This window comes from Pseudomonas sp. JL3, from assembly GCF_031570575.1.
Taxonomy (GTDB): domain Bacteria; phylum Pseudomonadota; class Gammaproteobacteria; order Pseudomonadales; family Pseudomonadaceae; genus Aquipseudomonas; species Aquipseudomonas cucumis.
On the sequence record NZ_JAKWJK010000018.1, the window covers coordinates 15472 to 40904 of the forward strand.

Here is a 25433-nt window from a genome sequence, read left to right on the forward strand (position 1 = left end):
GCTCGGGTAAACTGGCCGCCGCTTTTTACAAGATCAGACGCAGGGGTCAGATTATGCCGCTCACTCAAGAGCAGAAGAAACAGTACAAATCCATTGGCCACCATCTGAAACCAGTTTTGATTGTGGCTGACAACGGTTTGACTGAAGGTGTGTTAGCCGAACTTGAACGCGCGCTGGCGGATCACGAGCTGATCAAAATCAAGCTCAACATCCTCGATCGCGAATCGCGCTTGGCAGCCATTGCAGAACTCTGCAAGGCCGGCAAAGCCGATCTGGTTCAGGTCATCGGCAAGATGGCACTGATTTACCGCAAGAACTTCAGCGTCAACAAGCAGCTGTCGAACGTCCATCGCTTCAAGTGATGACAAGGGTCAAGGGTGTGCTTCGCGCACCCTCACACTCCATCCCGGCACCGGTTGCATCACCAGCACCAGCCCGGAAAACCCCAGAACAAGATAGCTGAACAGCTGCCAATGCGCCGCCTGCGGCCAGCCGATGCGGACCGCGAAATGCATCGCAACCCCGCACAGCGCCATCATCAGCAGTTGCCCACGAATATCGCGCCATAGACTGGCAAGGCCCTCGGCCTGAACCAGCACCAAAGCCTGAAAAACCACACACGCTGCGGCAAATCCCACCATCAGCGTATTCAGCACGCCTGCAATTTCGTCGATCAGCAGCGGTGCCAGGCCTATTCGCCCCAGCACCGGCAGCAGGCCGATGTGCAACAACCACACGCCGCCAACCCACAACATTTGGGTCAACTGCCAAAGCATGGCGCCCGCACGTAGCGGGCGCCTTCTTTCAGAGGTGGCGAACTTCGACAATCTCATACTCGATAACGCCACCCGGCGTTTTCACGGCGACCACATCACCCTCTTCCTTGGCAATCAAGGCGCGAGCCAGTGGCGAACCCACCGAAATCTTGCCGAGTTTGAAGTCCGCCTCATCCTCACCGACGATGTGGTAAGTGACGCGCTCATCAGTCTCGACGTTGGCGATTTCAACGGTGGTGCCGAAAATCACTTTGCCGGTGTGAGGAATGGTCGTGACATCGATGATGACCTGATTCTGAATCCGGCCTTCGATGTCACGAATTCGCGCCTCGACCATACCCTGCTGCTCGCGAGCGGCGTGGTATTCGGCGTTTTCCTTCAAGTCACCCAACTCACGGGCCGTACCGATGTCCTGGCTGAGCTTCGGACGAACGACCTTGGTCAGATGAGCGTGTTCTTCTTCCAGGGCCTTGGCGCCCTTGACGGTCATTGGGTATTTGATCATGCCTTCAATCCTGCGTGTAGATCCTGCAAGCGGCGCACGGTCTTCTCGGGACCGAACTTCAGCGCTTCGCAGATAGCTTCGCCAGCAGCAATGGTAGTGGTGCAGTAGATCTTGTGCTGCAAGGCATTACGACGAATGGAGTAGGAATCGGCGATCGACTGGCGACCTTCGGTGGTGTTGATGATCAGGGTGACTTCGTCATTCTTGATCATGTCGACCACGTGCGGACGACCCTCGGTCACCTTGTTCACACGACGCACTTTCAGGCCTGCGGCTTCGATCAGCTTGGCAGTACCGGCAGTGGCGACCACTTCGAAGCCCAAGTTGATCAGATCACGGGCCACGCCTGCAACCAGTGGTTTGTCATCGTCACGCACGCTGATGAACGCAGTACCGCCAGTCGGCAGCACTTCGCTGGCACCCATCTGGGCTTTGGCAAAGGCTTCGCCGAAAGTATCGCCCACACCCATCACTTCACCGGTGGACTTCATCTCAGGGCCCAGGATCGGGTCCACGCCAGGGAATTTGGCGAATGGGAACACCGCCTCCTTCACGCTGTAGAAGTTCGGAATGATTTCTTTGGTGAAGCCGATTTCTTTCAGGGTTTTACCAGCCATCACGCGAGCCGCGATCATTGCCAGGGAAACACCGATGCACTTGGAGACGAACGGTACGGTACGGGAAGCGCGCGGATTGACTTCGATGACGTAGATGTCTTCGCCTTGCAGCGCCAACTGAACGTTCATCAGGCCGACAACGCCCAGTTCCAGAGCCATTTTCTTGACCTGTTCGCGCATCTCGTCCTGGATGTGAGCAGGCAGCGAGTACGGCGGCAGGGAGCATGCCGAGTCACCGGAGTGAACGCCGGCCTGCTCGATGTGCTGCATGATCGCGCCGATCACCACGTCGGTGCCGTCACAGACCGCATCCACGTCCATTTCAATCGCGCAATTGAGGAAGTGATCGAGCAGCACCGGGCTGTCGTTGGATACTTTCACCGCATCACGCAGGTAGCGCTTGAGTTCTTCTTCTTCGTAGACGATTTCCATCGCGCGGCCGCCCAGTACGTAGGACGGACGAACCACCAGCGGGTAACCGATCTTGGCCGCAGCACGAATCGCTTCGTCTTCGCTGCGCACGGTGGCGTTTGGCGGCTGACGCAGGTTCAGACGCTCAACCATTTGCTGGAAGCGCTCACGGTCTTCGGCACGGTCGATGGCGTCAGGGCTGGTGCCGATGATTGGCACGCCGGCCTCTTCCAGGGCACGCGCCAATTTCAACGGGGTTTGGCCGCCGTACTGGACGATCACGCCTTTAGGCTTCTCGACGCGGACGATTTCCAGTACATCTTCCAGGGTCACTGGCTCGAAATAAAGACGATCGGAAGTGTCGTAGTCGGTGGAAACGGTTTCCGGGTTACAGTTGACCATGATGGTCTCGTAACCGTCTTCACGCAGGGCCAGTGCCGCGTGTACGCAGCAGTAGTCGAACTCGATGCCCTGGCCGATACGGTTAGGACCGCCGCCGAGGATCATGATCTTGTCGCGGCCCGACGGCGCGGCTTCGCACTCTTCCTCGTACGTCGAGTAGAGGTAAGCGGTGTCGGTGGCGAACTCGGCCGCGCAGGTGTCAACGCGCTTGTAGACCGGGAAGATTTCCAGCTTGTGACGGTGGCGACGCAGAGCCTTCTCGGTCACGCCCAGCAGCTTGGCCAGACGCATGTCGGAGAAGCCTTTGCGCTTGAGGCGGAACATCAAGTCGTGGTCGATGCTGGCCAGACCCAGGGTCTTGACCTTCTCTTCTTCCTTGATCAGATCTTCGATCTGCACCAGGAACCACGGGTCGATCATGTTCATGCCGAAAATGTCTTCGACCGACAGGCCGGCGCGGAACGCATCAGCGACGTACCAGATACGCTCGGCGCCTGGCACGGTCAGTTCGCGCTTGAGGATGCTCATGCTTTCCGGGTTGCTCAGGTCGAGCTTCTCGTCCAGGCCGCAAACGCCCACTTCCAGACCGCGCAGGGCTTTCTGCAAGGATTCCTGGAAGGTCCGGCCGATGGCCATGACTTCACCGACCGACTTCATTTGAGTGGTCAGGCGCGCGTCGGCTTTCGGGAATTTCTCGAAGGCGAAGCGTGGCAGCTTGGTGACGACGTAGTCGATGGACGGCTCGAAGGACGCCGGGGTCTTGCCACCGGTGATGTCGTTCGACAACTCGTCGAGGGTGTAACCGACGGCCAGTTTCGCCGCGACCTTGGCGATCGGGAAACCGGTGGCTTTCGAGGCCAGGGCCGAGGAACGGGATACCCGCGGGTTCATCTCGATCACGACCATGCGACCGGTGTTCGGGCAAATGCCGAACTGGACGTTGGAACCGCCGGTCTCGACGCCGATCTCGCGCAATACCGCCAAGGAGGCGTTACGCAGGATCTGGTATTCCTTGTCGGTCAGGGTCTGTGCTGGCGCAACAGTGATCGAGTCACCGGTATGCACGCCCATCGGGTCGAAGTTTTCGATGGAGCAGACGATGATGCAGTTGTCCTTCTTATCGCGGACAACCTCCATCTCGTACTCTTTCCAGCCAATCAGCGATTCGTCGATCAGCAGCTCTTTGGTCGGCGACAGGTCCAGACCGCGGGCGCAGATTTCTTCGAACTCTTCACGGTTGTAAGCGATACCGCCACCGGTGCCGCCCATGGTGAAGGACGGACGAATGATGCACGGAAAGCCCAGGCGATCGAGAACCGCGTTGGCCTCTTCCATGCTGTGGGCGATACCCGAACGCGGGCAGTCCAGACCGATGGATTTCATCGCCTTGTCGAAGCGCGAACGGTCTTCGGCCTTGTCGATGGTGTCAGCGTTGGCACCGATCATTTCTACGCCGAACTTCTCCAGAACGCCTTCGCGCTCCAGGTCCAGGGCGCAGTTCAGGGCAGTCTGGCCACCCATGGTCGGCAGCAGTGCGTCCGGACGCTCTTTCTCGATGATCTTGGCAACGGTCTGCCACTTGATCGGCTCGATGTAGGTGGCGTCGGCCATGGCCGGGTCGGTCATGATGGTCGCCGGGTTGGAGTTCACCAGGATGACGCGGTAACCCTCCTCGCGCAGGGCTTTACAGGCCTGGGCGCCGGAGTAGTCGAATTCGCAGGCCTGGCCGATCACGATCGGGCCAGCGCCGAGAATCAGGATGCTTTTAATGTCTGTACGTTTTGGCATGGGTTGTCACTCAAATCCGCAGGTCAGTCGGCAAGCCGTCTTGTTCAATCTCTGAAGCCTTGAGGGGGCCGCCGGTTTCGGGACCGCCCCCAGGCTTCGCTACATCAGGGCGAGCGATTAGCGTCGCTTGGCCATCTCGTTGATGAAGCGATCAAACAATGGCGCTACGTCGTTCGGGCCAGGGCTGGCTTCAGGGTGACCCTGGAAGCTGAAGGCGCTCTTGTCGGTACGCTCGATGCCTTGCAGGGTGCCGTCGAACAGCGATTTGTGGATCGCCCGAACGTTGCCTGGCAGGGTCGCTTCGTCTACCGCAAAACCGTGGTTCTGGCTGGTGATCATCACCACACCGCTGTCCAGATCCTGGACCGGGTGGTTGGCACCGTGGTGACCATGGCCCATTTTCAGGGTCTTGGCGCCGGAGGCCAGAGCCAGCAGTTGGTGGCCGAGGCAGATGCCGAATACCGGAATCTCGGTTTCCAGCACGTCTTTAATCGCCTGGATCGCGTAGTCGCATGGCTCAGGGTCACCCGGGCCGTTGGACAGGAACACGCCGTCCGGCTTCAGAGCCAGCGCTTCGGCGGCCGGAGTCTGTGCAGGCACCACGGTCACGCGGCAACCGCGCTCGACCAGCATGCGCAGGATGTTCAGCTTGACGCCGTAGTCGTAGGCCACCACGTGGTATGGCAGCTCGGAGGCTTCAATGGTCGCATGGCTGTCGGTTTTCAGATCCCAGACAGTCGAGCGCCATTCGTACTTCTCTTTGGTGCTGACGACTTTTGCCAGGTCCATGCCTTTGAGGCCTGGGAAGCCCTGGGCGGCGGCGATGGCGGCGGCTTCAGAGATGTTGTCACCGGCCATGATGCAGCCGTTCTGCGCGCCTTTCTCACGCAGGATGCGTGTCAGACGGCGAGTGTCGATACCGGCGATTGCCACGACATTGTTGGCTTTCAGGTAGTCGGACAAAGACATCGTGTTGCGCCAGTTGCTCGCAACCAGTGGCAGGTCACGGATGACCAGGCCAGCGGCCCAGACACGGTCGGACTCGGCGTCTTCCGGCGTGGTGCCGGTGTTGCCGATGTGTGGGTAAGTCAGGGTAACGATCTGTTGGGCGTAGGAAGGATCGGTAAGGATTTCCTGATAGCCGGTCATTGCGGTGTTGAACACCACCTCACCAACGGTTTGACCGTCGGCTCCAATGGCTTCGCCGCGAAAAATGCTGCCATCAGCAAGGGCGAGTATGGCTGGCTTAGTCAAGAAGACCTCCCGTAAATAAAGCCTGAAAGGGCGATCGCAGGTTGTAAAAAAGCGGAGTGACGTATGGACACGTCACCCCGCTTCTTCATCGAATTATTCTGCGCGCTTTTAGTGGACACACTAAAGCTGTAGCTTACAGAAAAAGGCTTTTTTGGTCTACCGCCAATGAGCCCTAAAGGCCGGAGAATGCGACAGGACGTCGCTTGGCGGTTTAAAACCGGGCCCAAACGCTATGTTTGAACCCGATTTCAGGCACATCTTACCGCAGGTCGAGCACGTCTTGCATGTCGTAAAGGCCTGGCTCACGACCGTCCAGCCACAAAGCTGCACGTACCGCGCCCTTGGCAAAGGTCATGCGGCTCGAGGCTTTATGCGTGATTTCCAGTCGCTCGCCCTCACAGGCAAACAGCACCGTATGATCACCGACCACATCACCACCGCGCACAGTCGCGAAGCCGATCGTTTCACGCTCACGCACACCGGTGTGACCTTCACGACCATAGACCGCAACCTTCTGCAGATCACGATCCAGCGCACTGGCAATCACCTCGCCCATGCGCAGAGCCGTACCTGAAGGCGCATCGATCTTGTGCCTATGATGGGCTTCGATGATTTCGATATCAGCGTCATCGCCCAGCACACGAGCCGCCATGTCGAGCAGCTTCAGCGACAGGTTTACACCGACACTGAAATTGGCCGCGAATACAATCGCAATATCTTCGCTCGCCTCGACCAGCAACTGCTTCTGCGCGGCATCCAATCCAGTCGTGCCGATCACCATGGCCTTGCCCGCCTTGCGGCAGAACTCCAGGTTTTTCAGCATGACTTCAGGCAGAGTGAAGTCGATCAACACATCAAACTCATCGGCCACCGCATCCAGCCTGCCGGACAGCGGCACACCGATTCGCCCAAGCGATGCCAACTCACCGGCATCCACGCCAATCAGCGTGCTGCCAGGGCGCACAATGGCGGCCGTCAGGCCGGTCAGCGGTGCGCGCTGCTGCACCGCCTCGACCAGAATCTTGCCCATGCGCCCGGCAGCGCCCATCACAGCTATACGTCGCATGCCGACTCCTTACAAATCGCCGAAGAAGCGCTTCACGCCTTCGAACCAACCGGTGGTTTTCGGCGAATGACTGTTGTCACCCGCCAGGGAGCTGCGCAACTCCTCCAGCAATTCGCGCTGACGACGACCCAGGTTGACCGGGGTTTCGACCGCCACACGGCACATCAGGTCACCAGCACCGCCACCACGAACCGGCGCGACGCCTTTGCCGCGAACACGGAACTGCTTACCGGTCTGAGTCCCTTCAGGGATCTTCAGCTTGACCCGACCATCGAGGGTCGGAATCTCCAGCTCGCCACCCAGCGCTGCGTCGACGAAGCTGATTGGCACTTCGCAGAACAGGTGCTTGCCGTCACGCTGGAAGATCGCGTGCTCGCGCACATTGATCACCACGTACAGGTCGCCGGTCGGGCCGCCCTGCGCACCCGCCTCGCCTTCGCCAGACAGGCGAATACGGTCACCGGTATCGACACCGGCCGGCACTTTCACCGACAGGGTCTTGTACTCTTCGACACGACCTTCGCCGTGACAGGAATCGCACGGGTCGGAAATAATCTTGCCCTGGCCATGGCAGCGTGGGCAGGTCTGCTGCACCGAGAAGAAGCCCTGCTGCATGCGCACCTGACCGATACCGCCGCACGTCGGGCAAGTGATCGGCGAGGAGCCTTTCTTGGCACCCGAGCCATCGCACGGTTTGCAGTTGACCAGTGTCGGAACGCGGATATTCACGGTCGTGCCGCGCACCGCTTCTTCCAGGTTCAGCTCCAGGGTGTAACGCAGGTCGCTGCCGCGCTGAGCGCCGCCACGAGCACCGCCGCGACCGCCACCGAAGAAGTCACTGAAGACATCGCCGAAGATGTCGGAAAAGTTCTGACCGCCAAACCCGGCACCGCCGCCACCCATGCTCGGGTCGACACCGGCATGACCGTATTGGTCATAGGCCGCGCGCTTGCTGGAATCGGACAGTACTTCATAGGCCTCGTTGGCCTCTTTGAACATATCTTCCGACGCTTTGTCATCGGGATTACGGTCCGGGTGGTGCTTCATCGCCAGGCGACGGTAGGCCTTTTTCAGATCCGCTTCGCTTGAACCACGTTCAACACCCAATACTTCGTAATAGTCACGCTTTGCCATAAGTCTTTGCACTCTTAAGGACGTTCGGCAAAGCTCTCCTGAGCCTCGCCAAACTCGTTGAGCCCCAATACAGGCCCGGACCCAACTCACGTCAATTCAACGATCCTGGTCTTTGATTCGATGCAGTACTTTCGACTCGAAAAGCAGGAGCATTTCCGGTCATACCGCCAACATCCGAGCGTTGTCGCATGCTGTAAAAATTCGCTTACTCCAGACACGCCAACGCGGGAGCAAGCTCCCGCGCGGCGACATCCTACCAGTCACCGCCTGAAGGCAGTCAACCGGGCGACCAACAACTTACTTGTGGTCTTTGACTTCTTCGAACTCGGCATCGACAACGTCGTCAGCCTTTTCAGCCGATTCGTCTTTCGGCGCCGCGCCTTCAGCTGGCTGAGCCTGGTCGGCATACATTTTCTGAGCCACTGGCGCGGAAACCTTGGACAGCTCTTCAACCTTGGCTTCGATAGCGGCCTTGTCGTCGCCTTTGATGGCGGTTTCCAGGGCAACCACAGCTGCTTCGATTGCAGTCTTCTCTTCAGCGCTCACTTTATCGCCAGCGTCAGCGATCATTTTGCGCGTCGAGTGAACCAGGGCATCGCCCTGGTTACGGGCACTGGCCAGCTCTTCGAACTTGCGGTCTTCTTCAGCGTTCACTTCAGCATCGCGAACCATCTGCTGAATTTCTTCCTCGGACAGACCGGAGTTGGCCTTGATCACGATCGACTGAGTCTTGCCGGTAGCCTTGTCTTTCGCGCCGACGTGCAGGATGCCGTTGGCGTCGATGTCGAAGGTCACTTCGATTTGTGGCACGCCACGTGGTGCTGGTGGAATCTCGGCCAGGTCGAACTTGCCCAGGGACTTGTTCTGTGCAGCCTGCTTACGCTCACCTTGCAGCACGTGAATAGTCACTGCACCCTGGTTGTCGTCGGCAGTCGAGAACACTTGCGATTTCTTGGTAGGAATCGTGGTGTTTTTCTCGATCAGCGCGGTCATCACGCCGCCCATGGTTTCGATACCCAGGGTCAGCGGGCTGACGTCGAGCAGCAGAACGTCTTTCACATCACCAGCCAATACCGCGCCCTGAATAGCAGCACCCATGGCAACGGCTTCGTCCGGGTTAACGTCTTTACGAGCTTCTTTACCGAAGAAGTCGGAAACGGCTTTCTGCACCATTGGCATACGGGTCTGACCGCCGACCAGAATCACGTCGTCGATCTTGGCCACGTCGATGCCGGCGTCTTTCATCGCAATGCGGCAAGGTTCGATGGTGCGCTGAACCAGGTCTTCCACCAGCGCTTCAAGCTTGGCGCGGGAGATTTTCACGTTCAAGTGCTTAGGACCGGTAGCGTCTGCGGTGATGTAAGGCAGGTTCACGTCGGTCGACTGGCTCGAGGACAGTTCGATCTTGGCTTTTTCAGCGGCTTCTTTCAGGCGCTGCATCGCCAGCGGGTCACCCTTGAGGTTCATGCCGCTTTCTTTCTTGAATTCGTCGACGAGGTAGTCGATCAGACGAATGTCAAAGTCTTCACCACCCAGGAAGGTGTCGCCATTGGTGGCCAACACTTCGAACTGGTGCTCGCCATCGACTTCAGCGATTTCGATCACGGAAACGTCGAAAGTACCGCCACCCAGGTCGTAAACGATCACGGTGTGATCGCCCTTGGCCTTGTCCATGCCGTAGGCCAGTGCGGCTGCGGTCGGTTCGTTGATGATGCGTTTAACGTCCAGGCCCGCGATGCGGCCGGCGTCCTTGGTGGCTTGACGCTGGCTGTCGTTGAAGTAGGCCGGAACAGTGATCACCGCTTCGGTCACAGGCTCGCCGAGGTAGTCTTCGGCGGTCTTCTTCATTTTCTTCAGAATTTCGGCCGAGATCTGTGGCGGTGCCATTTTCTGGCCGTTGACTTCAACCCAGGCGTCATTGTTGTCAGCCTTGACGATCTTGTAAGGGACCATCTGGATGTCTTTCTGTACGACTTCTTCGTCGAAACGACGACCGATCAGACGCTTCACCGCGTACAGGGTGTTATGCGGATTGGTCACTGCCTGACGCTTGGCCGACTGGCCAACCAGGATTTCGCCATCGTTGGCATAAGCGATGATCGACGGCGTGGTACGCGCGCCTTCAGCGTTTTCAATAACCTTGGCCTTGCCGTTTTCCAGCACGGAGACGCAGGAGTTGGTAGTCCCCAGGTCGATACCGATAATTTTGCCCATGTTCACTCTCCCGAAACTTTGGATTTGGATGCCGCAACAGTGGTGGCTGACTGCGGTAGCACTTAAACGCTTGACTTCTAAATGGGGGCCTTGCGGCTAATTTCAAGCCTGCTCGTCAATCGAAGGCGAAACCGGCGCAGGCGCCTTGCTGACCACGACCATGGCCGGGCGCAACAGACGACCGTGGAGCTGGTAGCCCTTCTGAAACACTTTGAGCACGCTGTTTGGCTCGACGTCGGCGCTTTCCTGCATGGCCATTGCCTGATGATGCAAGGCATTGAAGGGCTCGCCTTCAGGATCGATCGCTTCCAGGTGATAGCGTTTCAGGGTGTCCTGGAACATTTTCAGGGTCAGCTCGATCCCTTCGCGCATCGAACGAATGTTTTCGTCATCAGGGCTGGACAGCTCCAGGCCACGCTCCAGGCTGTCGATGATCGGCAGCAGGTCGCCTGCGAATTTTTCCAGGGCGAACTTGTGCGCCTTTTCAACGTCCTGATCGGCACGACGGCGGACGTTCTGCAGATCGGCGGCTACACGCAAAGCCTGATCTTGCGCACCAGCCAATTGCTCTTCGAGCACTTGCACACGAGCCGCCAGGTCTTCACCCGAAGCCTCGGGCCCCTGGTTGGCGTCTAGATTTTGCGTATCCACTGTCTGTTCGTCAGCCATAGTTTTCTCCTTCCAATATCGTCCGCGAGCTCAACTCACGCTTCTGCCCCGGTATATGGGGCCGCAAAATTCAGCTTCAAGGGCTATCCGATGATTAACCCTACAAAAAACAGCTGCATTGTCATTCCCAGGTGCACTAAGGATTTCTTTAATGCAAGCAAATCGACCTAAGAGGGGGCATTGTCAGCCGGAAACAAAACACTGTATAAATAACCAGACCTAAAGCCTGGGAGCGGCCTTTATGCTGGTGCACCTGTCTGTACACAACTACGCCATCGTTGAACATCTCGATCTCGAACTCGATCGCGGGATGAGCGTCATCACAGGGGAAACCGGCGCCGGCAAGTCGATCATGCTCGACGCCCTGGGCCTGACCCTGGGCGATCGCGCCGACAGCGGCGTGGTCCGCCCGGGCGCCGACAAGGCCGATATCCTGGCCACCTTCGACCTGATCGACATTCCGGAAGCCAGTGCCTGGCTGGCCGAGCGCGACCTCGAGAACGACGGCCCATGCATTCTGCGTCGAGTAATCACCGCCGAAGGGCGCTCCCGCGGCTATATCAACGGCACCCCCTGCCCCCTCGGCGACCTGAAGGCCCTGGGCGAGTTGCTGATCGATATCCATAGCCAGCACGAACACCAATCCCTGCTCAAAACCGATACTCACCGCCGTCTACTCGACGAATACGCCGGCGCCACGGACCTGGCCCGCCAGGTGCAACTGGCCGCCCAACGCTGGCGCCAGACCCGCCAGGAACTGGAACGCCTTTCCAACTCCGGCGACGAACAACGCGCCCGTCATCAGCTGCTCAGTTACCAACTCGAAGAACTGGAAAACCTCGGCCTCGGCGAAAACGAGCTGGAGCAGCTGGAACAGGAACACAAGAACCTGACCAACGCCGAAACCTTGCTGGGCATTTGTCGGCAAGTGGTCGAACAATGCAGCGAAAGTGATTCCGGCAACGTACTGAACGCGCTGACCGCCAGCCTTAACCGCCTATCGAGCGTGAACAATTCAATCGGAGCCCTGGGCGAAGCCAGCAGCCTGCTGACCAGCGCGCAGATTCAGGTTGAAGAAGCCGTAGGCGAGCTGAACCGCTTTCTCGACAACTTCGATGCCGATCCGGCCCGCCTTCAATACCTGGAGGAGCGCCTCGATGCCATTTACACCCTGGCACGCAAACACCGCATCCAGCCAACCGAAGTCGCCGAGATGCAGCAGAAGCTACTTGATGAAATCGAAACCCTGAATGCCAATGACGAATCCATCGAACGACTGAGCGATGAGCTGGCCTCCTATGCCCGCCATTATCAGGAGAAGGCTCGGGAGCTGAGCGATCTGCGGCATCAAGCCTCTAGCAGCCTGGCCAGTGCCGTGGAACAGGAAATCCAGCGCCTGGGTATGCCCGGTGGCCGCTTTACCATCGAACTGCGCCCCAACAGCAGCGGCGAACTGTTGCCTAATGGGCTCGAACAGGTAGAACTACTGGTGAGTGCCAACCCAGGGCAACCCTTGAAAGCCCTGGCAAAAGTGGCTTCGGGTGGCGAACTGTCGCGTATCAGCCTGGCGATTCAGGTGATCACCGCACAGACCTCGCGCGTACCGACCCTGGTGTTCGACGAAGTGGACGTGGGTATCGGCGGCCCGACCGCCGAGATTGTCGGCCAGTTGCTGCGACGCCTAGGGGAGCGTGGGCAGGTTCTGACCGTGACTCACTTGCCGCAAGTGGCGGCGCAGGGGCATCAACATCTATTTGTACACAAGGTCCGCCGTGAAGACGCCACGCATACAGCCGTCTCCAAACTAAGCAAGACCGATCGTGTCGAAGAAGTGGCACGGATGCTCGGCGGCATCGATCTCACCAAAGAATCATTGGCTCACGCGAAAAAGATGGTCGTTACCGCGAAAATTTAAGAACGGCAGAAAGCACGAAGGCGACCCTGGGGTCGCCTTCGCTCGTTTCGCGAACCTAAGGTTCGCGCGACATGCTTACTTTTTCTTGCGCACGTACAGTACAAGATTGTGATCAACCATCTCGAAGCCATACTTGTCGACGATTGCTTTCTGCAACCGCTCGATTTCTTCGTCGAAGAATTCGATCACTTCGCTGGTCTCGACGTTGACCATATGGTCGTGATGCTTGCCGTCGTCCAGCTCGAAGACCGCATGGCCTCCGTCGAAGTTGTGCCGCACCACAAGGCCAGCTGCCTCGAACTGGGTCAGAACACGGTAAACCGTGGCCAGACCGACATCCTCACCAGCCTCCATCAGCGCCTTGTAGACATCCTCGGCACTCATGTGGCGTTGCTCGGCGGAATCGAGCATTTGCAGAATTTTGACCCGTGGAAGGGTCACTTTGAGGCCGGCTTTGCGTAGTTCGCTATTTTCAACCATGGTCAGCTTTCTCGCGATGCTGCTTCGCAGCTTCTCTTAATGCGGGTATGATCGGCGTTTACGTTGTCCCAGCCAAGATAGTGGAAGTCGCCCACCGATGCAAAACACCAAGCTCTTGCTAACCAGTTTCACCTTTGTGGGACTGCTCGCACTCGCCGGTTGTTCATTCCCCGGGGTTTACAAAATCGACATCCAGCAGGGCAATGTCGTCACGCAGGACATGATAGACCAGTTACGCCCGGGAATGACCCGCCGGCAAGTACGGTTTATCATGGGTAACCCTCTGCTGACCGACACGTTCCATGCCGATCGCTGGGATTATCTGTACAGCCTGCAACCGGGTGGCGGTGAACGCCAACAGGAACGCATTAGCGTTATCTTCAACCCAAATGATCAACTTGTCAGCCTCTCTGGCGATTTCATGCCAGGCGTGAGTCGCGACGAAGCCATTCTCGGCAAGGACAGTGACACTACCGTGACCACGCCTGCCGAAAACGCCGAGAAGCCGAAGCCGGAAAAACCGGTCAAGCCAGGGTCGCTGCTGGACCAGATCCAGAAGGACGTGGACAACGTGGAAACCATTCCAGTCCCGACGCCAGAACCGCTGGAAACCTCGCCGCAGTAATTTGCGACGCAATAAAAAACCCGGCATGTCCGGGTTTTTTATCGTCTGGCGTTTAACCGGATCACTGATTCCGGGCTTTGGCTTCGGCCGCTTTGGCTGCACGCAACCGGCGAACCTCTTTCGGATCGGCAAGCAACGGCCGGTAAACCTCGATGCGATCCCCCGCCTGAACCAAACGAATGGCCGGCTCAGCAACCACTTTGCCAAAAACTCCAACCGGACAACTGGCCAGATCCAGCTCAGGGAATTCGCTGCTCAAGCCGGATTTGAACAACGCATCCCGTACCGTTGCACCCATCGGCACGATTACGGTCAACAACACCTGACGATCAACGGCGGCATACACCACCTCGACCTCGATCACAGCCTCAACCATGCTTCTGTTTCGCGCGCTGGCAAAACGCGTCCATCAGCGTATTCGCCGCCTGATTGAACAATGGCCCCAACGTCGCACGCACCAGCGGTCCCGAGTAGTCGAACGACAAGTCCAGACTGATCTTGCAGGCCTTCTCGCCCAATGGCTTGAACACCCAGATGCCGTGCAACTGGCTGAACGGACCTTCCTCGAGGTTCATTTCGATCGAATGCCCGGGCACCAAGGTGTTACGCGTCACGAAATGCTGACTCAGCCCCCCCTTGGCCACACCGACGCTGGCACGCATAAGCTCAGGAGTGCTTTCCAGGACTTCTGCCGACGAGCACCACGGCAGAAATTCCGGATAGCGGGCCACGTCGTTGACCAGGTCATAAAGCGCTTGTGCCGGATACGGCAGCAGGGCTGAACGTTGAATGTGTGTCGTCATGTCAGCGTTACTTCCACAGCTGGGCGGCAAACACTACAAGAATGCCGATGGGCGCCACATAGCGCATCAAGAACAGGGACAGGGCGAACAGCACCGGACGGCGGATCGACAATTCGTCGCGCACCGCTTCACGCCCCATCACCCAGCCCGCAAACACCACGAAACACAAACCACCGAGTGGCAACATGATCCGCGAGGTGAAGAAATCGATCACACCAAAGAAGTCCAGACCACCGGCGGCTCCCCATTGATAGAGGTGGAACATCCCGCCTTCGTTCACGAAAAACTTGGCTTGCTTCCAGATATTGAAGGAAAACACGGTGCCCAAACCGACGAACCAGCAAATGAATGCCAACCAGAAGGTGACCCAGGCGCGGCTGATCTTCGTGCGCTCAACCAGGTAAGCCACCATCGGCTCGAGCAGGGAAATCGCCGAACTCCAGGCTGCAATTGCGACCAGCACGAAGAACACTACGCCCATCAACTGACCGAACACTACGTTGCCAAAGGCAAATGGCAGGCTGACGAACATCAGGCCAGGGCCTTCGCTCGGGTTCAGGCCGGCAGCGAACACAATCGGAAACAATGCCAGACCGGCCACCAGCGAAACGAACGTATCGAGCAGTGCCACGCCCACGACGGTGCCAGAAATCGATGAGTTTTTCGGCATGTAGGCACCGTAGATCATGATCGAACCGACACCCACGCTCAGCGAGAAGAACGCGTGGCCCATGGCGGGCAGCAATCCGTCGAGGGCTTTTTCCGGGTGGAAGTCGAACATGAAATGCACGCCTTCCATGAAGTGGCCGGTGGTCATGCTGTAGCCCAACAGGACAATCACCATCACGAACAGCAGTGGCATCATGATCCGCAGGCTGCGCTCCAGCCCGGCGACCACGCCCTTGGCGATCACCACTGCAGACAGCAGCATGAAAATCGTATGCCAAAGTGTCAGGCGCCACGGGTCGGCGATCACATTGCCGAAATAAGCCCCGACCTGATCAGGCGTCACACCCTGGAAGTCGCCACGGCCCATGTCGATGATGTAATCCAGCGACCAGCCGCCGACCACACTATAGAAAGACAGAATCAGCAACGCCGTGATCATCCCGGCAAATGCGCCCCAGGACCATTTCGCCGAATGCCCCGCTTCCAGCGCCAGGACCTTCAAGGCATTGGCCGGGCTCTGCCGTGCGCGGCGGCCGATCAGTGTTTCGGCCAGCATGACGGGCATACCGATCAGCGCGATACAGGCCAGGAACATCAGCACGAAGGCTCCGCCACCGTAGACGCCGACCATGTAAGGGAATTTCCAGATACTACCCAGCCCCACGGCCGAACCGGTCGCGGCGAGTATGAAGACCCAGCGGCTAGCCCAACTGCCGTGGACAGAAACCTTGTCTGTCGACATCGTTATCACGCCCAAGCGTTCAAAAAGAGGCCGCATTGTCCGGGATTCAATCAACCTGCTCAAGCACGTAGCGATACCGTAGCCGACTCGCTTGCAACTCCCTATAATGCCGCCCCTATGGCTAAACAGAAGAAACACCCAACAGGGACCATCGCGCAGAACAAAAAGGCGCGACACGATTACTTCATCGAGCATAAGTTCGAGGCTGGTCTGGTCCTGGCCGGCTGGGAAGTAAAAAGTTTGCGGGCAAGCAAGCTACAACTGGTTGACAGTTACGTACTGCTCAAAGATGGCGAAGCCTGGCTGCTCGGCAGCCACATTACGCCGCTGATGACCGCCAGCACCCACGTCATCGCTGATCCGACCCGCACCCGGAAATTGCTGCTCAACCGGCGCGAGCTGGAAAAGCTGGCCGCCGCGGTGCAGCAAAAAGGTTACGCCTGCGTGTGCCTGTCCTGGTACTGGAGCAAGCACATGGTCAAGTGCGAGATCGCTCTGGGCAAGGGCAAGAAGGAATACGACAAGCGCGATACCGAACGCGAGCGCGACGCCGGTCGTGAATTGCAACGTGCGGTGCGAAACAAGGGTAAGGAAGATTAATTTTCCACCCTGATCATTCCCACGCTCTGCGTGGGAATGCGGACGCTCTGCGTCCGCGTTGTGACGCGGAGCGTCACGGGATGCATTCCCACGCAGAGCGTGGGAACGATCGTTTACAGAACTACATCCCCTTGCGCCGCTCCGCCCGAGCCACGCGCTGCACTTCCTGACGCACCTCTTCCAGCACTTCCTGCACATACAAAATGTGCCGACTGGAAACTTCCCGTGCCTGCTCTGCCCTGCCTTCGATAATCGCCAGATACAATTCTCTGTGCTGCGCGATCAGCATGTCGCGGGTTTCGGAGCGCTGTTTGTACATGCCGCCGATGTTGGTCACAACGTTGCGTTTGAGCAGGTCGAACAAACCGCGAATGGTGTGCAGCAACACTGCGTTATGACTGGCCTCGGCGATCGCCAAATGAAATTTCGCATCCGCCGCGCCTTCTTCTGCCCGACTCACTTCATCATGGCGCGAGTAGCAGTCCTGCAATTCATCGAAAGCTGCAGTCAGCCGCTCGCGGTCCACGTCGGTGGCGCGCACTGCCGCGTAGTAAGCACAAGATGCTTCCAGCGTATGGCGAAACTCCAGCAAATCGCGCTGGGCTTCGGGGTTGCTTTCCAGTAGATGCAACAGTGGATCACTGAATGTCGAACCCAGAGATTCCACTACATAGTTACCACCGCCCTGACGGCTGACCAGCAGACCTTTGGCCGCCAGTTTTTGGATCGCTTCGCGCAACGAAGGGCGTGACACGCCGAACTGCTCGGCCAGCGCACGCTCCGCCGGCAGGCGCTCGCCGGCCTTCAATGTGCCCTCGAGAATCATCCCTTCGAGTTGCTCGACAATATCGTCAGACAAACGGCGCTGCCGAATCTGATCAAACCCCATCACTCAATTCTCCACGATCCCGGCGGCTCGCCGGGCTCTCTATTCTGGCCTATCGGCGCTGCGCCAGCACCTACCAGGCGACGTTTGATCGAACAGATCAGATGCGTTCTGCACCGCTCATTCGACAAAAGTTTTAGGGCGGCAAATTGACACACCGCATACAAGGCTTTTACCCTAGCCAACAGCGATTGTAAATTGGTATTACCAATTATCCAAGAACGCTGACCAGTGCCTGACCAACAACAATTAGGGGCCACCCCATATGCAAACCTGGCAACAGCTCTACAGCCCGCTCAGCAGTCTCGGCGTGTCCGCACTCGCGGCCGTCATCCCCATCGTATTTTTCTTCCTGGCTTTGGCCGTATTCCGCCTCAAAGGCCACGTGGCCGGCAGCATTACCCTCGCGCTGTCGATTGCCGTCGCAATCTTCGCGTTCCAGATGCCGGTAGATATGGCCTTCGCGGCAGCCGGATATGGCTTCGCCTACGGCTTGTGGCCGATTGCCTGGATCATCGTGGCAGCGGTGTTCCTCTACAAACTGACGGTTAAAAGTGGCCAGTTCGAAGTGATCCGCAGCTCAGTGCTGTCGATCACCGATGATCAACGCCTGCAAGTGCTGCTGATTGGCTTCTGCTTCGGCGCGTTCCTGGAAGGTGCAGCCGGTTTCGGCGCACCGGTAGCGATTACCGCTGCACTGCTGGTGGGACTGGGCTTCAACCCGTTGTACGCCGCCGGCCTGTGCCTGATCGCCAACACCGCGCCGGTAGCCTTCGGTGCCTTGGGGATTCCGATCATCGTCGCCGGGCAAGTCACCGGCATCGACGCGTTCAAGATCGGCGCCATGACCGGTCGCCAACTGCCATTGCTGTCGCTGTTCGTGCCGTTCTGGCTGGTGTTCATGATGGACGGCCTGCGCGGTGTTCGGGAAACCTGGCCGGCAGCACTGGTGGCCGGTTTGAGCTTTGCCGTCACCCAATACTTCACCTCGAACTTCATCGGCCCGGAACTGCCGGACATCACCTCGGCGCTGGCCAGCCTGGTTTCCCTGACGCTATTCCTGAAAATCTGGCAGCCGAAACGCGCCGCTGGTGCACACATCGTCGGCGCGGTCTCGGCTTCCGTGGTGGCCAGCGCCGGTGGTTTCGGCCAACCGCGCACCACCGTGGCTTCGCCCTACAGCCTGGGGGAAATTTTCAAAGCCTGGTCGCCGTTCCTGATCCTCACCGTATTGGTCACCATTTGGACGCTGAAGCCGTTCAAGGCGATGTTTGCCGCTGGCGGCTCGATGTATGGCTGGGTGTTCAACTTCGCGATTCCGCATCTGGATCAAATGGTGATCAAGGTCGCGCCGATCGTGACTGCCCCGACGGCGATTCCGGCGGTGTTCAAACTCGATCCGGTTTCCGCGACCGGCACGGCGATTTTCTTCTCCGCGCTGATCTCGATGCTGGTGCTGAAGATCAATCTTAAAACTGGTCTTACCACTTTTAAAGAGACCGTCTACGAACTGCGCTGGCCGATTCTGTCCATCGGCATGGTGCTGGCCTTCGCCTTCGTCACCAACTACTCGGGCATGTCGTCGACCATGGCTCTGGTACTGGCAGGTACGGGTGCGGCATTCCCGTTCTTCTCGCCGTTCCTCGGCTGGCTCGGTGTGTTCCTGACCGGTTCCGATACTTCGTCCAACGCACTGTTCAGTTCGCTGCAAGCAACCACCGCACACCAGATCGGCGTCAACGACACCTTGCTGGTGGCGGCGAACACCAGCGGCGGCGTGACCGGCAAGATGATTTCGCCGCAATCGATCGCCGTGGCCTGTGCCGCGACCGGGTTGGTGGGCAAGGAATCGGATCTGTTCCGCTTCACCCTCAAGCACAGCCTATTCTTTGCAACAATCGTCGGCCTGATCACTTTGGCTCAAGCCTACTGGTTCACCGGCATGCTGGTGCACTAAGAACTACACGCCACACGGAAAAAACCGACGCCGGGTGACGCCCTCGGCGTCAGCTATTCATAACCGGGTCTGCAAGGCTGCTGAAAGCTTCCCTCTCTATATTCAGCAGCCTCAGCGGACGGATAACCGGGACCACCCGGAGACACGCCTGATGAGCGAGCTTTTTTACAACGCAGTGCCGAACGCGACCCGTGTCGCCCCGCCACTGCCCGAGCCTCGGCAATACCCCAGCGAGAAACCGTCACGGGTCTATCTGTTCGGGACCTGCGTGGTGGATTTGTTCTACCCCGAAGCCGGGATGGACGCGATTCATCTGCTGGAACGCGAAGGCATTCGTGTCGAATACCCGCAAGGGCAAAGTTGCTGCGGGCAACCGGCCTACACCTCGGGTTACACCGAACAGGCCCGGACCGTGGCGCGCTCGCAACTGGCGCTGTTTGCCGGGGATTATCCGGTGGTGGTGCCGTCGGGGTCCTGCGCGGGCATGTTGCGCGAACACTATGCCGACCTGTTCAAGGACGAGCCGCAAACGCTGCAACAGGTCCAGGCCCTCGCGGCACGGACTTACGAACTCGCCGAGTTCCTGCTGTTTGTCTGCAAGGTGCAGCTCAAGGACAGCGGCGAACCGGTGAAAGTGGCGTTGCACACGTCATGCTCGGCACGCCGAGAAATGAACACCCACCTGCACGGCCGTGAGTTGTTGGCGCAGCTGAGCAACGTGGAGCGAGTCGACCACAGCCACGAAAGTGAATGCTGTGGCTTTGGTGGGACTTTCAGCGTCCGTATGCCGGATATTTCCGGCGCGATGGTGGCTGACAAGACCCGTGCGTTGAAGGAATCCGGCGCGCACAAGGTACTCAGTGCCGACTGCGGTTGCCTGATGAACATCAACGGCTCGCTGGAGAAACAGCAGGAAGCGTTGCGCGGTCAGCATCTGGCCAGTTTCCTGTGGCAGCGTACCGGAGGTGCCCGATGAGCACTTCCACGATTATTCCTACGGTTGCCGTAGAAGAGGATTTTCGCGCCCGGGCTCACGAGGCTTTGGCTGACACGCAACTGCGAAACAACTTTCGCAGTGCGATGGATTCACTGATGAGCAAACGGGCAGCGTCCTTCAGCGATGCCCATGAAAGAGAACATCTGCGGGTGCTGGGCAATGCTGTCCGCGCCCGCGCTTTATCCAAGTTGCCCGACCTGCTCGAGCAGCTTGAACAGAACCTGACCCGCAACGGTGTGACAGTGCACTGGGCGGAAACGGTGGACGAGGCCAATGGCATCGTCTTGTCGATCATCCGCGCTCACGAGGCGCGGCAAGTGATCAAGGGCAAATCGATGGTCAGCGAAGAGATGGAGATGAACCATGTCCTCGCGGCTCAAGGCATTGAATGCCTGGAGTCGGACATGGGCGAATTCATCGTCCAGCTCGATCACGAGAAGCCTTCACACATCATTATGCCGGCGATCCACAAGAATGCCGGTCAGGTCGCGTCCTTGTTCCACGACAAACTTGGCGTGGAGTACACCAAGGACGTAGACCAACTCATTCAGATCGGTCGCAAAGTCTTGCGACAGAAATTCTTTGAAGCAGACATCGGCGTCTCCGGCGTCAACTTCGCCGTGGCCGAAACCGGCACCTTGCTGTTGGTGGAAAACGAAGGCAACGGGCGCATGTCGACCACCGTGCCGCCCGTACACATTGCCGTAACGGGCATCGAGAAAGTCGTCGAAAACCTGCGGGACGTTGTACCGCTGTTGTCGCTGCTGACCCGTTCGGCCCTCGGCCAACCGATCACCACCTACGTCAACATGATCTCCGGCCCGCGCAAGGAACATGAACTCGACGGCCCGCAGGAAGTGCACCTGGTATTGCTCGACAACGGTCGCAGCCAGGCATTTGCCGACAGCGAATTGCGCCAGACCCTGAACTGCATCCGCTGCGGCGCCTGTATGAATCATTGCCCGGTCTACACCCGAATCGGCGGCCATGCCTATGGGGAGGTTTACCCTGGGCCTATCGGAAAAATCATCACCCCGCACATGGTCGGCCTGGCAAAAGTCCCCGACCACCCAAGTGCGTCTTCTTTATGCGGCGCTTGCGGTGAAGTCTGCCCGGTAAAAATTCCGATCCCCGCATTGCTGCGTCGCCTACGGGAAGAGAACGTCAAAGCCCCGGACAGCCCGCATCAAGTCATGCGCGGCCAAGGCAGCAAGTACTCGCGCAAAGAGCGGTTTATCTGGAATGCCTGGGCGAAGCTCAACAGCTCGCCAACGCTCTATCGCCTGTTCGGCTTCTTCGCCACCCGCCTGCGCGCGCTGACGCCGAACAATGTCGGCCCGTGGACCCAGAACCACAGCGCACCGAAACCCGCCGCCCGCTCACTGCATGACATGGCCCGCGAGCATTTGGCCAAACAGGGAGACCGCTGATGAGCGCCAAGCAAAATATCCTCGCCAAATTGCGCAACAGTCTGACGGGCACCACGCCGGTGGCTGACAACTTCGATGTCGAACTGGTGACTGAGCCCTACACCTACACGCCTGAGCAACGCATCCCGCAACTGCGCAAACTGATGGAAGCGGTGCACACCGAAATTCATCTGACGTCCGGCGAAGGATGGCCCGAATTGCTGGCGCAACTGCTGCAAGATCGCCAGTTGCCGAGCCTGTTGATTGCGCCGACGACACCCCACGGTCAACGCATCACTCAGCATTGGGCGAAAAATCCTGGCCTGCCAGCGCTCAAAGCCTACGACCGTCCGGTCGAGGAATGGAAAGCCGAATTGTTCAACGACACCCCGGCCAGCCTGACCAACACCCTCGGTGCGATCGCCGCGACAGGTAGCCTGATTCTCTGGCCGACGCGGGAAGAACCGCGGTTGATGAGTCTGGTGCCGCCAGTGCATTTCGCCCTGCTCAAGGCCAGTGAAATCCGCGACAACTTTTATCAGGTGCAGCAGGAGTTCGAATGGGCCCAAGGCATGCCAACCAACGCCTTGCTGGTGTCCGGTCCGTCGAAGACTGCCGACATCGAGCAGGTACTGGCTTACGGCGCTCACGGCCCGAAAGACTTGGTCGTTCTGATCCTGGAGGACCAATGAATCTACCGGCGGCTTTCCTGCGCGATGCGCAGCAACTGATTCCTCAGGCGCGACGCTTCGACGATCCGTTGTCGACCTTGGCGTTCGGCACCGATGCCAGTTTCTACCGGCTGATTCCGAAGTTGGTGATTCGCGTCGAGTCCGAAGATGAAGTGGTGGCGCTGCTCAAACTGGCGCAACGGGATAAAGTCCCAGTGACCTTCCGCGCCGCCGGCACCAGCCTGTCTGGCCAGGCCATCAGCGATTCGGTGCTGATCGTGCTGGGAGATAACTGGAACGGTCACGAGATCCGTGGTCGGGGGATGCAAATCCGCCTGCAACCAGGCGTGATCGGCGCCCAGGCCAACGCCTGGCTGACACCGTTCGGCCGCAAGATCGGCCCGGATCCGGCATCAATCAACGCCTGCAAAATCGGCGGCATCGTCGCCAACAATGCCAGCGGCATGTGCTGCGGCACGGCGCAGAACACCTATCACACACTGGCCGGAATTCGTCTGGTACTGGCCGATGGCAGCCGTCTCGATACCGAAGACGCCACCAGTGTCGCGGCCTTCCGTGAGAGCCATGCCGAGCTGCTGGAACGTCTGGCGACATTGGGCCGCGAGACCCGCGCCAATGCCGAATTGGCTGCGAAAATTCGCCACAAATACCGTCTGAAAAATACCACCGGGCTGTCACTCAATGCGCTGGTGGATTTCGACGAGCCTGTGGATATCTTGAGCCACTTGCTGGTGGGTTCCGAAGGCACGCTCGGGTTCATCAGCGCGGTGACCTACGACACAGTGATTGATCATCCGAACAAGGCGTCGGCGCTGATCGTGTTCCCGGATGTGGAAACCTGCTGCAACGCCGTCACCGTGCTGAAAAGCCAACCGGTGTCGGCCGTCGAACTGCTGGACCGTCGCAGCCTGCGCTCGGTGCAGGACAAGCCCGGCATGCCGGCTTTCGTACAACAACTGTCGGCCAATGCCTGCGCCCTGCTGATCGAATCCCGCGCCGCATCGATCACTTTGCTGCAGGAACAACTGGCGCAAATCATGGCGTCACTGACTGGGTTCCCGGTAGAGAAACAAGTCGACTTCACCGAAGACCCGGTGGAAAACGCCCGGCTCTGGGCGATCCGCAAAGACACCTTCCCCGCCGTCGGCGCGGTTCGAAAAACCGGCACCACGGTGATCATCGAAGACGTGACCTTCCCGGTGGAACAACTGGCCATCGGTGTGAATCGCCTGATCGAGCTGTTCGACAAACATCACTACGACGAAGCGATCCTTTTCGGACACGCCCTGGAAGGCAATCTGCACTTTGTCTTCACCCAAGGCTTCAACAGCGCGGAAGAAGTCGCACGCTACCAGGCGTTCATGGACGACGTGGCGCAGTTGGTGGCCGTTGAATTCGGCGGCTCGCTGAAGGCTGAACACGGCACCGGTCGCAACATGGCGCCCTTCGTCGAACTGGAATGGGGCAGCGATGCTTATCAGTTGATGTGGCAGCTCAAACGTCTGCTTGACCCTAACGGCATTCTCAACCCGGACGTCGTACTCAGCGACGACCCACAGATCCACCTCAAACATCTGAAGCCGCTGCCCGCCGCCGACGAGATTGTGGATAAGTGCATCGAATGCGGTTTCTGCGAACCGGTGTGCCCATCGAAAGGCCTGACGTTGAGCCCACGCCAGCGCATCGTGATCTGGCGTGATATCCAGGCGAAGAAACGCGCTGGCATAGACACCGCCGAACTGGAACAGGCCTACGAATACCAAGGCATCGAAACGTGCGCCGCCACAGGCCTGTGTGCACAACGTTGCCCTGTAGGAATCAACACCGGCGAGCTGGTGAAAAAGCTCCGAGGCCATAAGGCAACACATACGAAAACCGCCAACTGGATTGAAGGAAATTTCGCCACCGCATTGCAAGGCGCGCGCTTCACCCTGCATGTGGCCAACGGTGCGCGGATGCTGTTGGGAGCGCCGCGTCTGGCGAAGCTTTCGGCATCGCTGACGCGCTTGTCCAAGGGTCAGGTTCCGCAATGGACCAACGCCATGCCGCAGCCGGAAAGAGCCATTCGCTTCAGCCCGACGGTGTCGGACGAGCGGCCTCGGGTGGTGTACCTGGCGGCCTGCGTGTCGCGGGTGATGGGCCCGGCAGCCGGGGATAAAGAGCAAATGTCGCTGTACGACAAAACCCGTGGCCTGTTGGAAAAGGCCGGCTACCAAGTAGTTTTTCCGGACAATCAGGACAATCTCTGCTGCGGCCAGCCATTCGCCTCCAAAGGCTACGCCGAACAGGCCGAACACAAGCGCCAGGAACTGATCGGCGCACTGCTGCACGCCAGCCGCGGCGGGCTCGACCCGATCTATTGCGACACCAGCCCCTGCACCTTGCGGCTGGTTCAGGACTTGGGCGATGTGCGACTGGACCTGTACGACCCGGTGCGTTTCATCCGCACTCACTTGATGGATCGTCTCGATTTCACCCCCCAGGAAGCGCCGATCGCGGTACACGTCACGTGCAGCACTCAGCATCTCGGTGAGAGCCAGGCGCTGATCGATCTTGCGCGCAAATGCAGTAAAAACGTGGTCATTCCGGAAGGCATTCACTGCTGCGGTTTTGCCGGTGACAAGGGCTTCACCACCCCGGAATTGAACGCCCATTCGTTACGCACGCTCAAGGACGCGGTACAGCAATGCAGCGAGGGGATTTCCACCAGCCGCACCTGTGAGATTGGTCTGTCACAACATGGTGGAATTGACTACCACGGGCTGGTTTATCTGGTGGATCGAGTGACGCAAGCCAGGGCGACCTGAAGAAAAATAGAACCC

Annotated in this window: 22 protein-coding genes; 9 read left to right on the top strand and 13 right to left on the bottom strand. The window is 58.7% G+C overall.

Annotation, left to right across the window (positions count from 1 at the left end; genetic code table 11):
• Positions 1-53 precede the first annotated feature (53 nt).
• Entirely contained in the window at positions 54-362 is a 309-nt protein-coding gene (locus MMG91_RS24160; protein WP_007900503.1) for a YhbY family RNA-binding protein, read from the top strand.
• Between the two features lie 9 nt (positions 363-371).
• On the opposite strand, the gene MMG91_RS24165 is transcribed toward MMG91_RS24160, so the two are convergent.
• The 8 genes from MMG91_RS24165 to grpE form a co-directional block, all read right to left on the bottom strand.
• Positions 372-776 (bottom strand): MFS transporter, encoded by a 405-nt coding sequence (locus MMG91_RS24165; RefSeq protein WP_310660934.1) that lies wholly within the window; start codon positions 774-776, stop codon positions 372-374.
• 28 nt (positions 777-804) lie between these two features.
• Positions 805-1281 (bottom strand): transcription elongation factor GreA, encoded by a 477-nt coding sequence (gene greA, locus MMG91_RS24170; RefSeq protein ID WP_305504470.1) that lies wholly within the window; start codon positions 1279-1281, stop codon positions 805-807.
• Entirely contained in the window at positions 1278-4499 is a 3222-nt protein-coding gene (gene carB / locus MMG91_RS24175; protein ID WP_305448146.1) for a carbamoyl-phosphate synthase large subunit, read from the bottom strand. The genes greA and carB overlap by 4 nt, the downstream gene beginning before the upstream one ends.
• A gap of 117 nt (positions 4500-4616) precedes the next feature.
• Positions 4617-5753: a glutamine-hydrolyzing carbamoyl-phosphate synthase small subunit gene (gene carA, locus MMG91_RS24180; protein WP_305504468.1), complete on the bottom strand. Its 1137-nt coding sequence runs from the start codon at positions 5751-5753 to the stop codon at positions 4617-4619.
• Between the two features lie 259 nt (positions 5754-6012).
• Positions 6013-6819 carry a 4-hydroxy-tetrahydrodipicolinate reductase gene (dapB, locus tag MMG91_RS24185; protein WP_305504466.1) on the bottom strand — a complete coding sequence of 269 codons (807 nt, stop codon included), beginning with the start codon at positions 6817-6819 and terminating at the stop codon, positions 6013-6015.
• Positions 6820-6828: 9 nt separating this feature from the next.
• Entirely contained in the window at positions 6829-7953 is a 1125-nt protein-coding gene (gene dnaJ, locus MMG91_RS24190) for a molecular chaperone DnaJ (RefSeq protein WP_007900528.1), read from the bottom strand.
• 297 nt (positions 7954-8250) lie between these two features.
• A complete protein-coding gene (gene dnaK / locus MMG91_RS24195) occupies positions 8251-10167 on the bottom strand; it encodes a molecular chaperone DnaK (RefSeq protein ID WP_305504464.1) in 1917 nt (638 codons plus the stop codon).
• 102 nt (positions 10168-10269) lie between these two features.
• Positions 10270-10836, bottom strand: a complete 567-nt coding sequence (gene grpE, locus MMG91_RS24200) for a nucleotide exchange factor GrpE (protein WP_105339999.1) — start codon at positions 10834-10836, stop codon at positions 10270-10272.
• Positions 10837-11077: 241 nt separating this feature from the next.
• Between grpE and recN the strand changes: the two genes are divergently transcribed.
• Positions 11078-12751, top strand: a complete 1674-nt coding sequence (gene recN / locus MMG91_RS24205) for a DNA repair protein RecN (RefSeq protein ID WP_310660935.1) — start codon at positions 11078-11080, stop codon at positions 12749-12751.
• 75 nt (positions 12752-12826) lie between these two features.
• Here recN and fur read toward each other — a convergent pair whose 3' ends face one another.
• A complete protein-coding gene (fur, locus tag MMG91_RS24210) occupies positions 12827-13231 on the bottom strand; it encodes a ferric iron uptake transcriptional regulator (protein ID WP_003197684.1) in 405 nt (134 codons plus the stop codon).
• A gap of 97 nt (positions 13232-13328) precedes the next feature.
• Here fur and MMG91_RS24215 point away from each other — a divergent pair, with 97 nt between their 5' ends.
• Positions 13329-13856 (top strand): outer membrane protein assembly factor BamE, encoded by a 528-nt coding sequence (locus tag MMG91_RS24215; protein ID WP_310660936.1) that lies wholly within the window; start codon positions 13329-13331, stop codon positions 13854-13856.
• Between the two features lie 61 nt (positions 13857-13917).
• On the opposite strand, the gene MMG91_RS24220 is transcribed toward MMG91_RS24215, so the two are convergent.
• The 3 genes from MMG91_RS24220 to MMG91_RS24230 are packed head-to-tail and all read right to left on the bottom strand — an operon-like array spanning position 13918 to position 16070.
• Positions 13918-14232: an RnfH family protein gene (locus MMG91_RS24220; protein WP_305448140.1), complete on the bottom strand. Its 315-nt coding sequence runs from the start codon at positions 14230-14232 to the stop codon at positions 13918-13920.
• Positions 14225-14659, bottom strand: a complete 435-nt coding sequence (locus tag MMG91_RS24225) for a type II toxin-antitoxin system RatA family toxin (RefSeq protein WP_007900547.1) — start codon at positions 14657-14659, stop codon at positions 14225-14227. The genes MMG91_RS24220 and MMG91_RS24225 overlap by 8 nt, the downstream gene beginning before the upstream one ends.
• Before the next feature lie 7 nt (positions 14660-14666).
• Positions 14667-16070: a sodium-dependent transporter gene (locus MMG91_RS24230; protein ID WP_310660937.1), complete on the bottom strand. Its 1404-nt coding sequence runs from the start codon at positions 16068-16070 to the stop codon at positions 14667-14669.
• A gap of 117 nt (positions 16071-16187) precedes the next feature.
• On the opposite strand from MMG91_RS24230, the gene smpB reads away from it, so the two are divergent.
• On the top strand, positions 16188-16670 hold the full coding sequence (smpB, locus tag MMG91_RS24235) for an SsrA-binding protein SmpB (RefSeq protein WP_007900551.1): 483 nt from the start codon (positions 16188-16190) through the stop codon (positions 16668-16670).
• A gap of 121 nt (positions 16671-16791) precedes the next feature.
• Here smpB and MMG91_RS24240 read toward each other — a convergent pair whose 3' ends face one another.
• Entirely contained in the window at positions 16792-17559 is a 768-nt protein-coding gene (locus MMG91_RS24240) for a GntR family transcriptional regulator (RefSeq protein ID WP_305448137.1), read from the bottom strand.
• A gap of 262 nt (positions 17560-17821) precedes the next feature.
• On the opposite strand from MMG91_RS24240, the gene MMG91_RS24245 reads away from it, so the two are divergent.
• From MMG91_RS24245 to MMG91_RS24265, 5 genes are all read left to right on the top strand, one after another.
• A complete protein-coding gene (locus tag MMG91_RS24245; RefSeq protein WP_310660938.1) occupies positions 17822-19513 on the top strand; it encodes a lactate permease LctP family transporter in 1692 nt (563 codons plus the stop codon).
• Positions 19514-19664: 151 nt separating this feature from the next.
• Complete coding sequence (locus MMG91_RS24250; protein ID WP_105339991.1) at positions 19665-20489, top strand: (Fe-S)-binding protein; 825 nt, start codon at positions 19665-19667, stop codon at positions 20487-20489.
• On the top strand, positions 20486-21940 hold the full coding sequence (locus tag MMG91_RS24255) for a LutB/LldF family L-lactate oxidation iron-sulfur protein (protein ID WP_305448135.1): 1455 nt from the start codon (positions 20486-20488) through the stop codon (positions 21938-21940). The genes MMG91_RS24250 and MMG91_RS24255 overlap by 4 nt, the downstream gene beginning before the upstream one ends.
• Positions 21940-22611 (top strand): lactate utilization protein, encoded by a 672-nt coding sequence (locus MMG91_RS24260; RefSeq protein ID WP_310660939.1) that lies wholly within the window; start codon positions 21940-21942, stop codon positions 22609-22611. The genes MMG91_RS24255 and MMG91_RS24260 overlap by 1 nt, the downstream gene beginning before the upstream one ends.
• Positions 22608-25418 carry an FAD-binding and (Fe-S)-binding domain-containing protein gene (locus tag MMG91_RS24265; RefSeq protein ID WP_310660940.1) on the top strand — a complete coding sequence of 937 codons (2811 nt, stop codon included), beginning with the start codon at positions 22608-22610 and terminating at the stop codon, positions 25416-25418. The genes MMG91_RS24260 and MMG91_RS24265 overlap by 4 nt, the downstream gene beginning before the upstream one ends.
• The last annotated feature ends 15 nt before the right edge of the window (positions 25419-25433 follow it).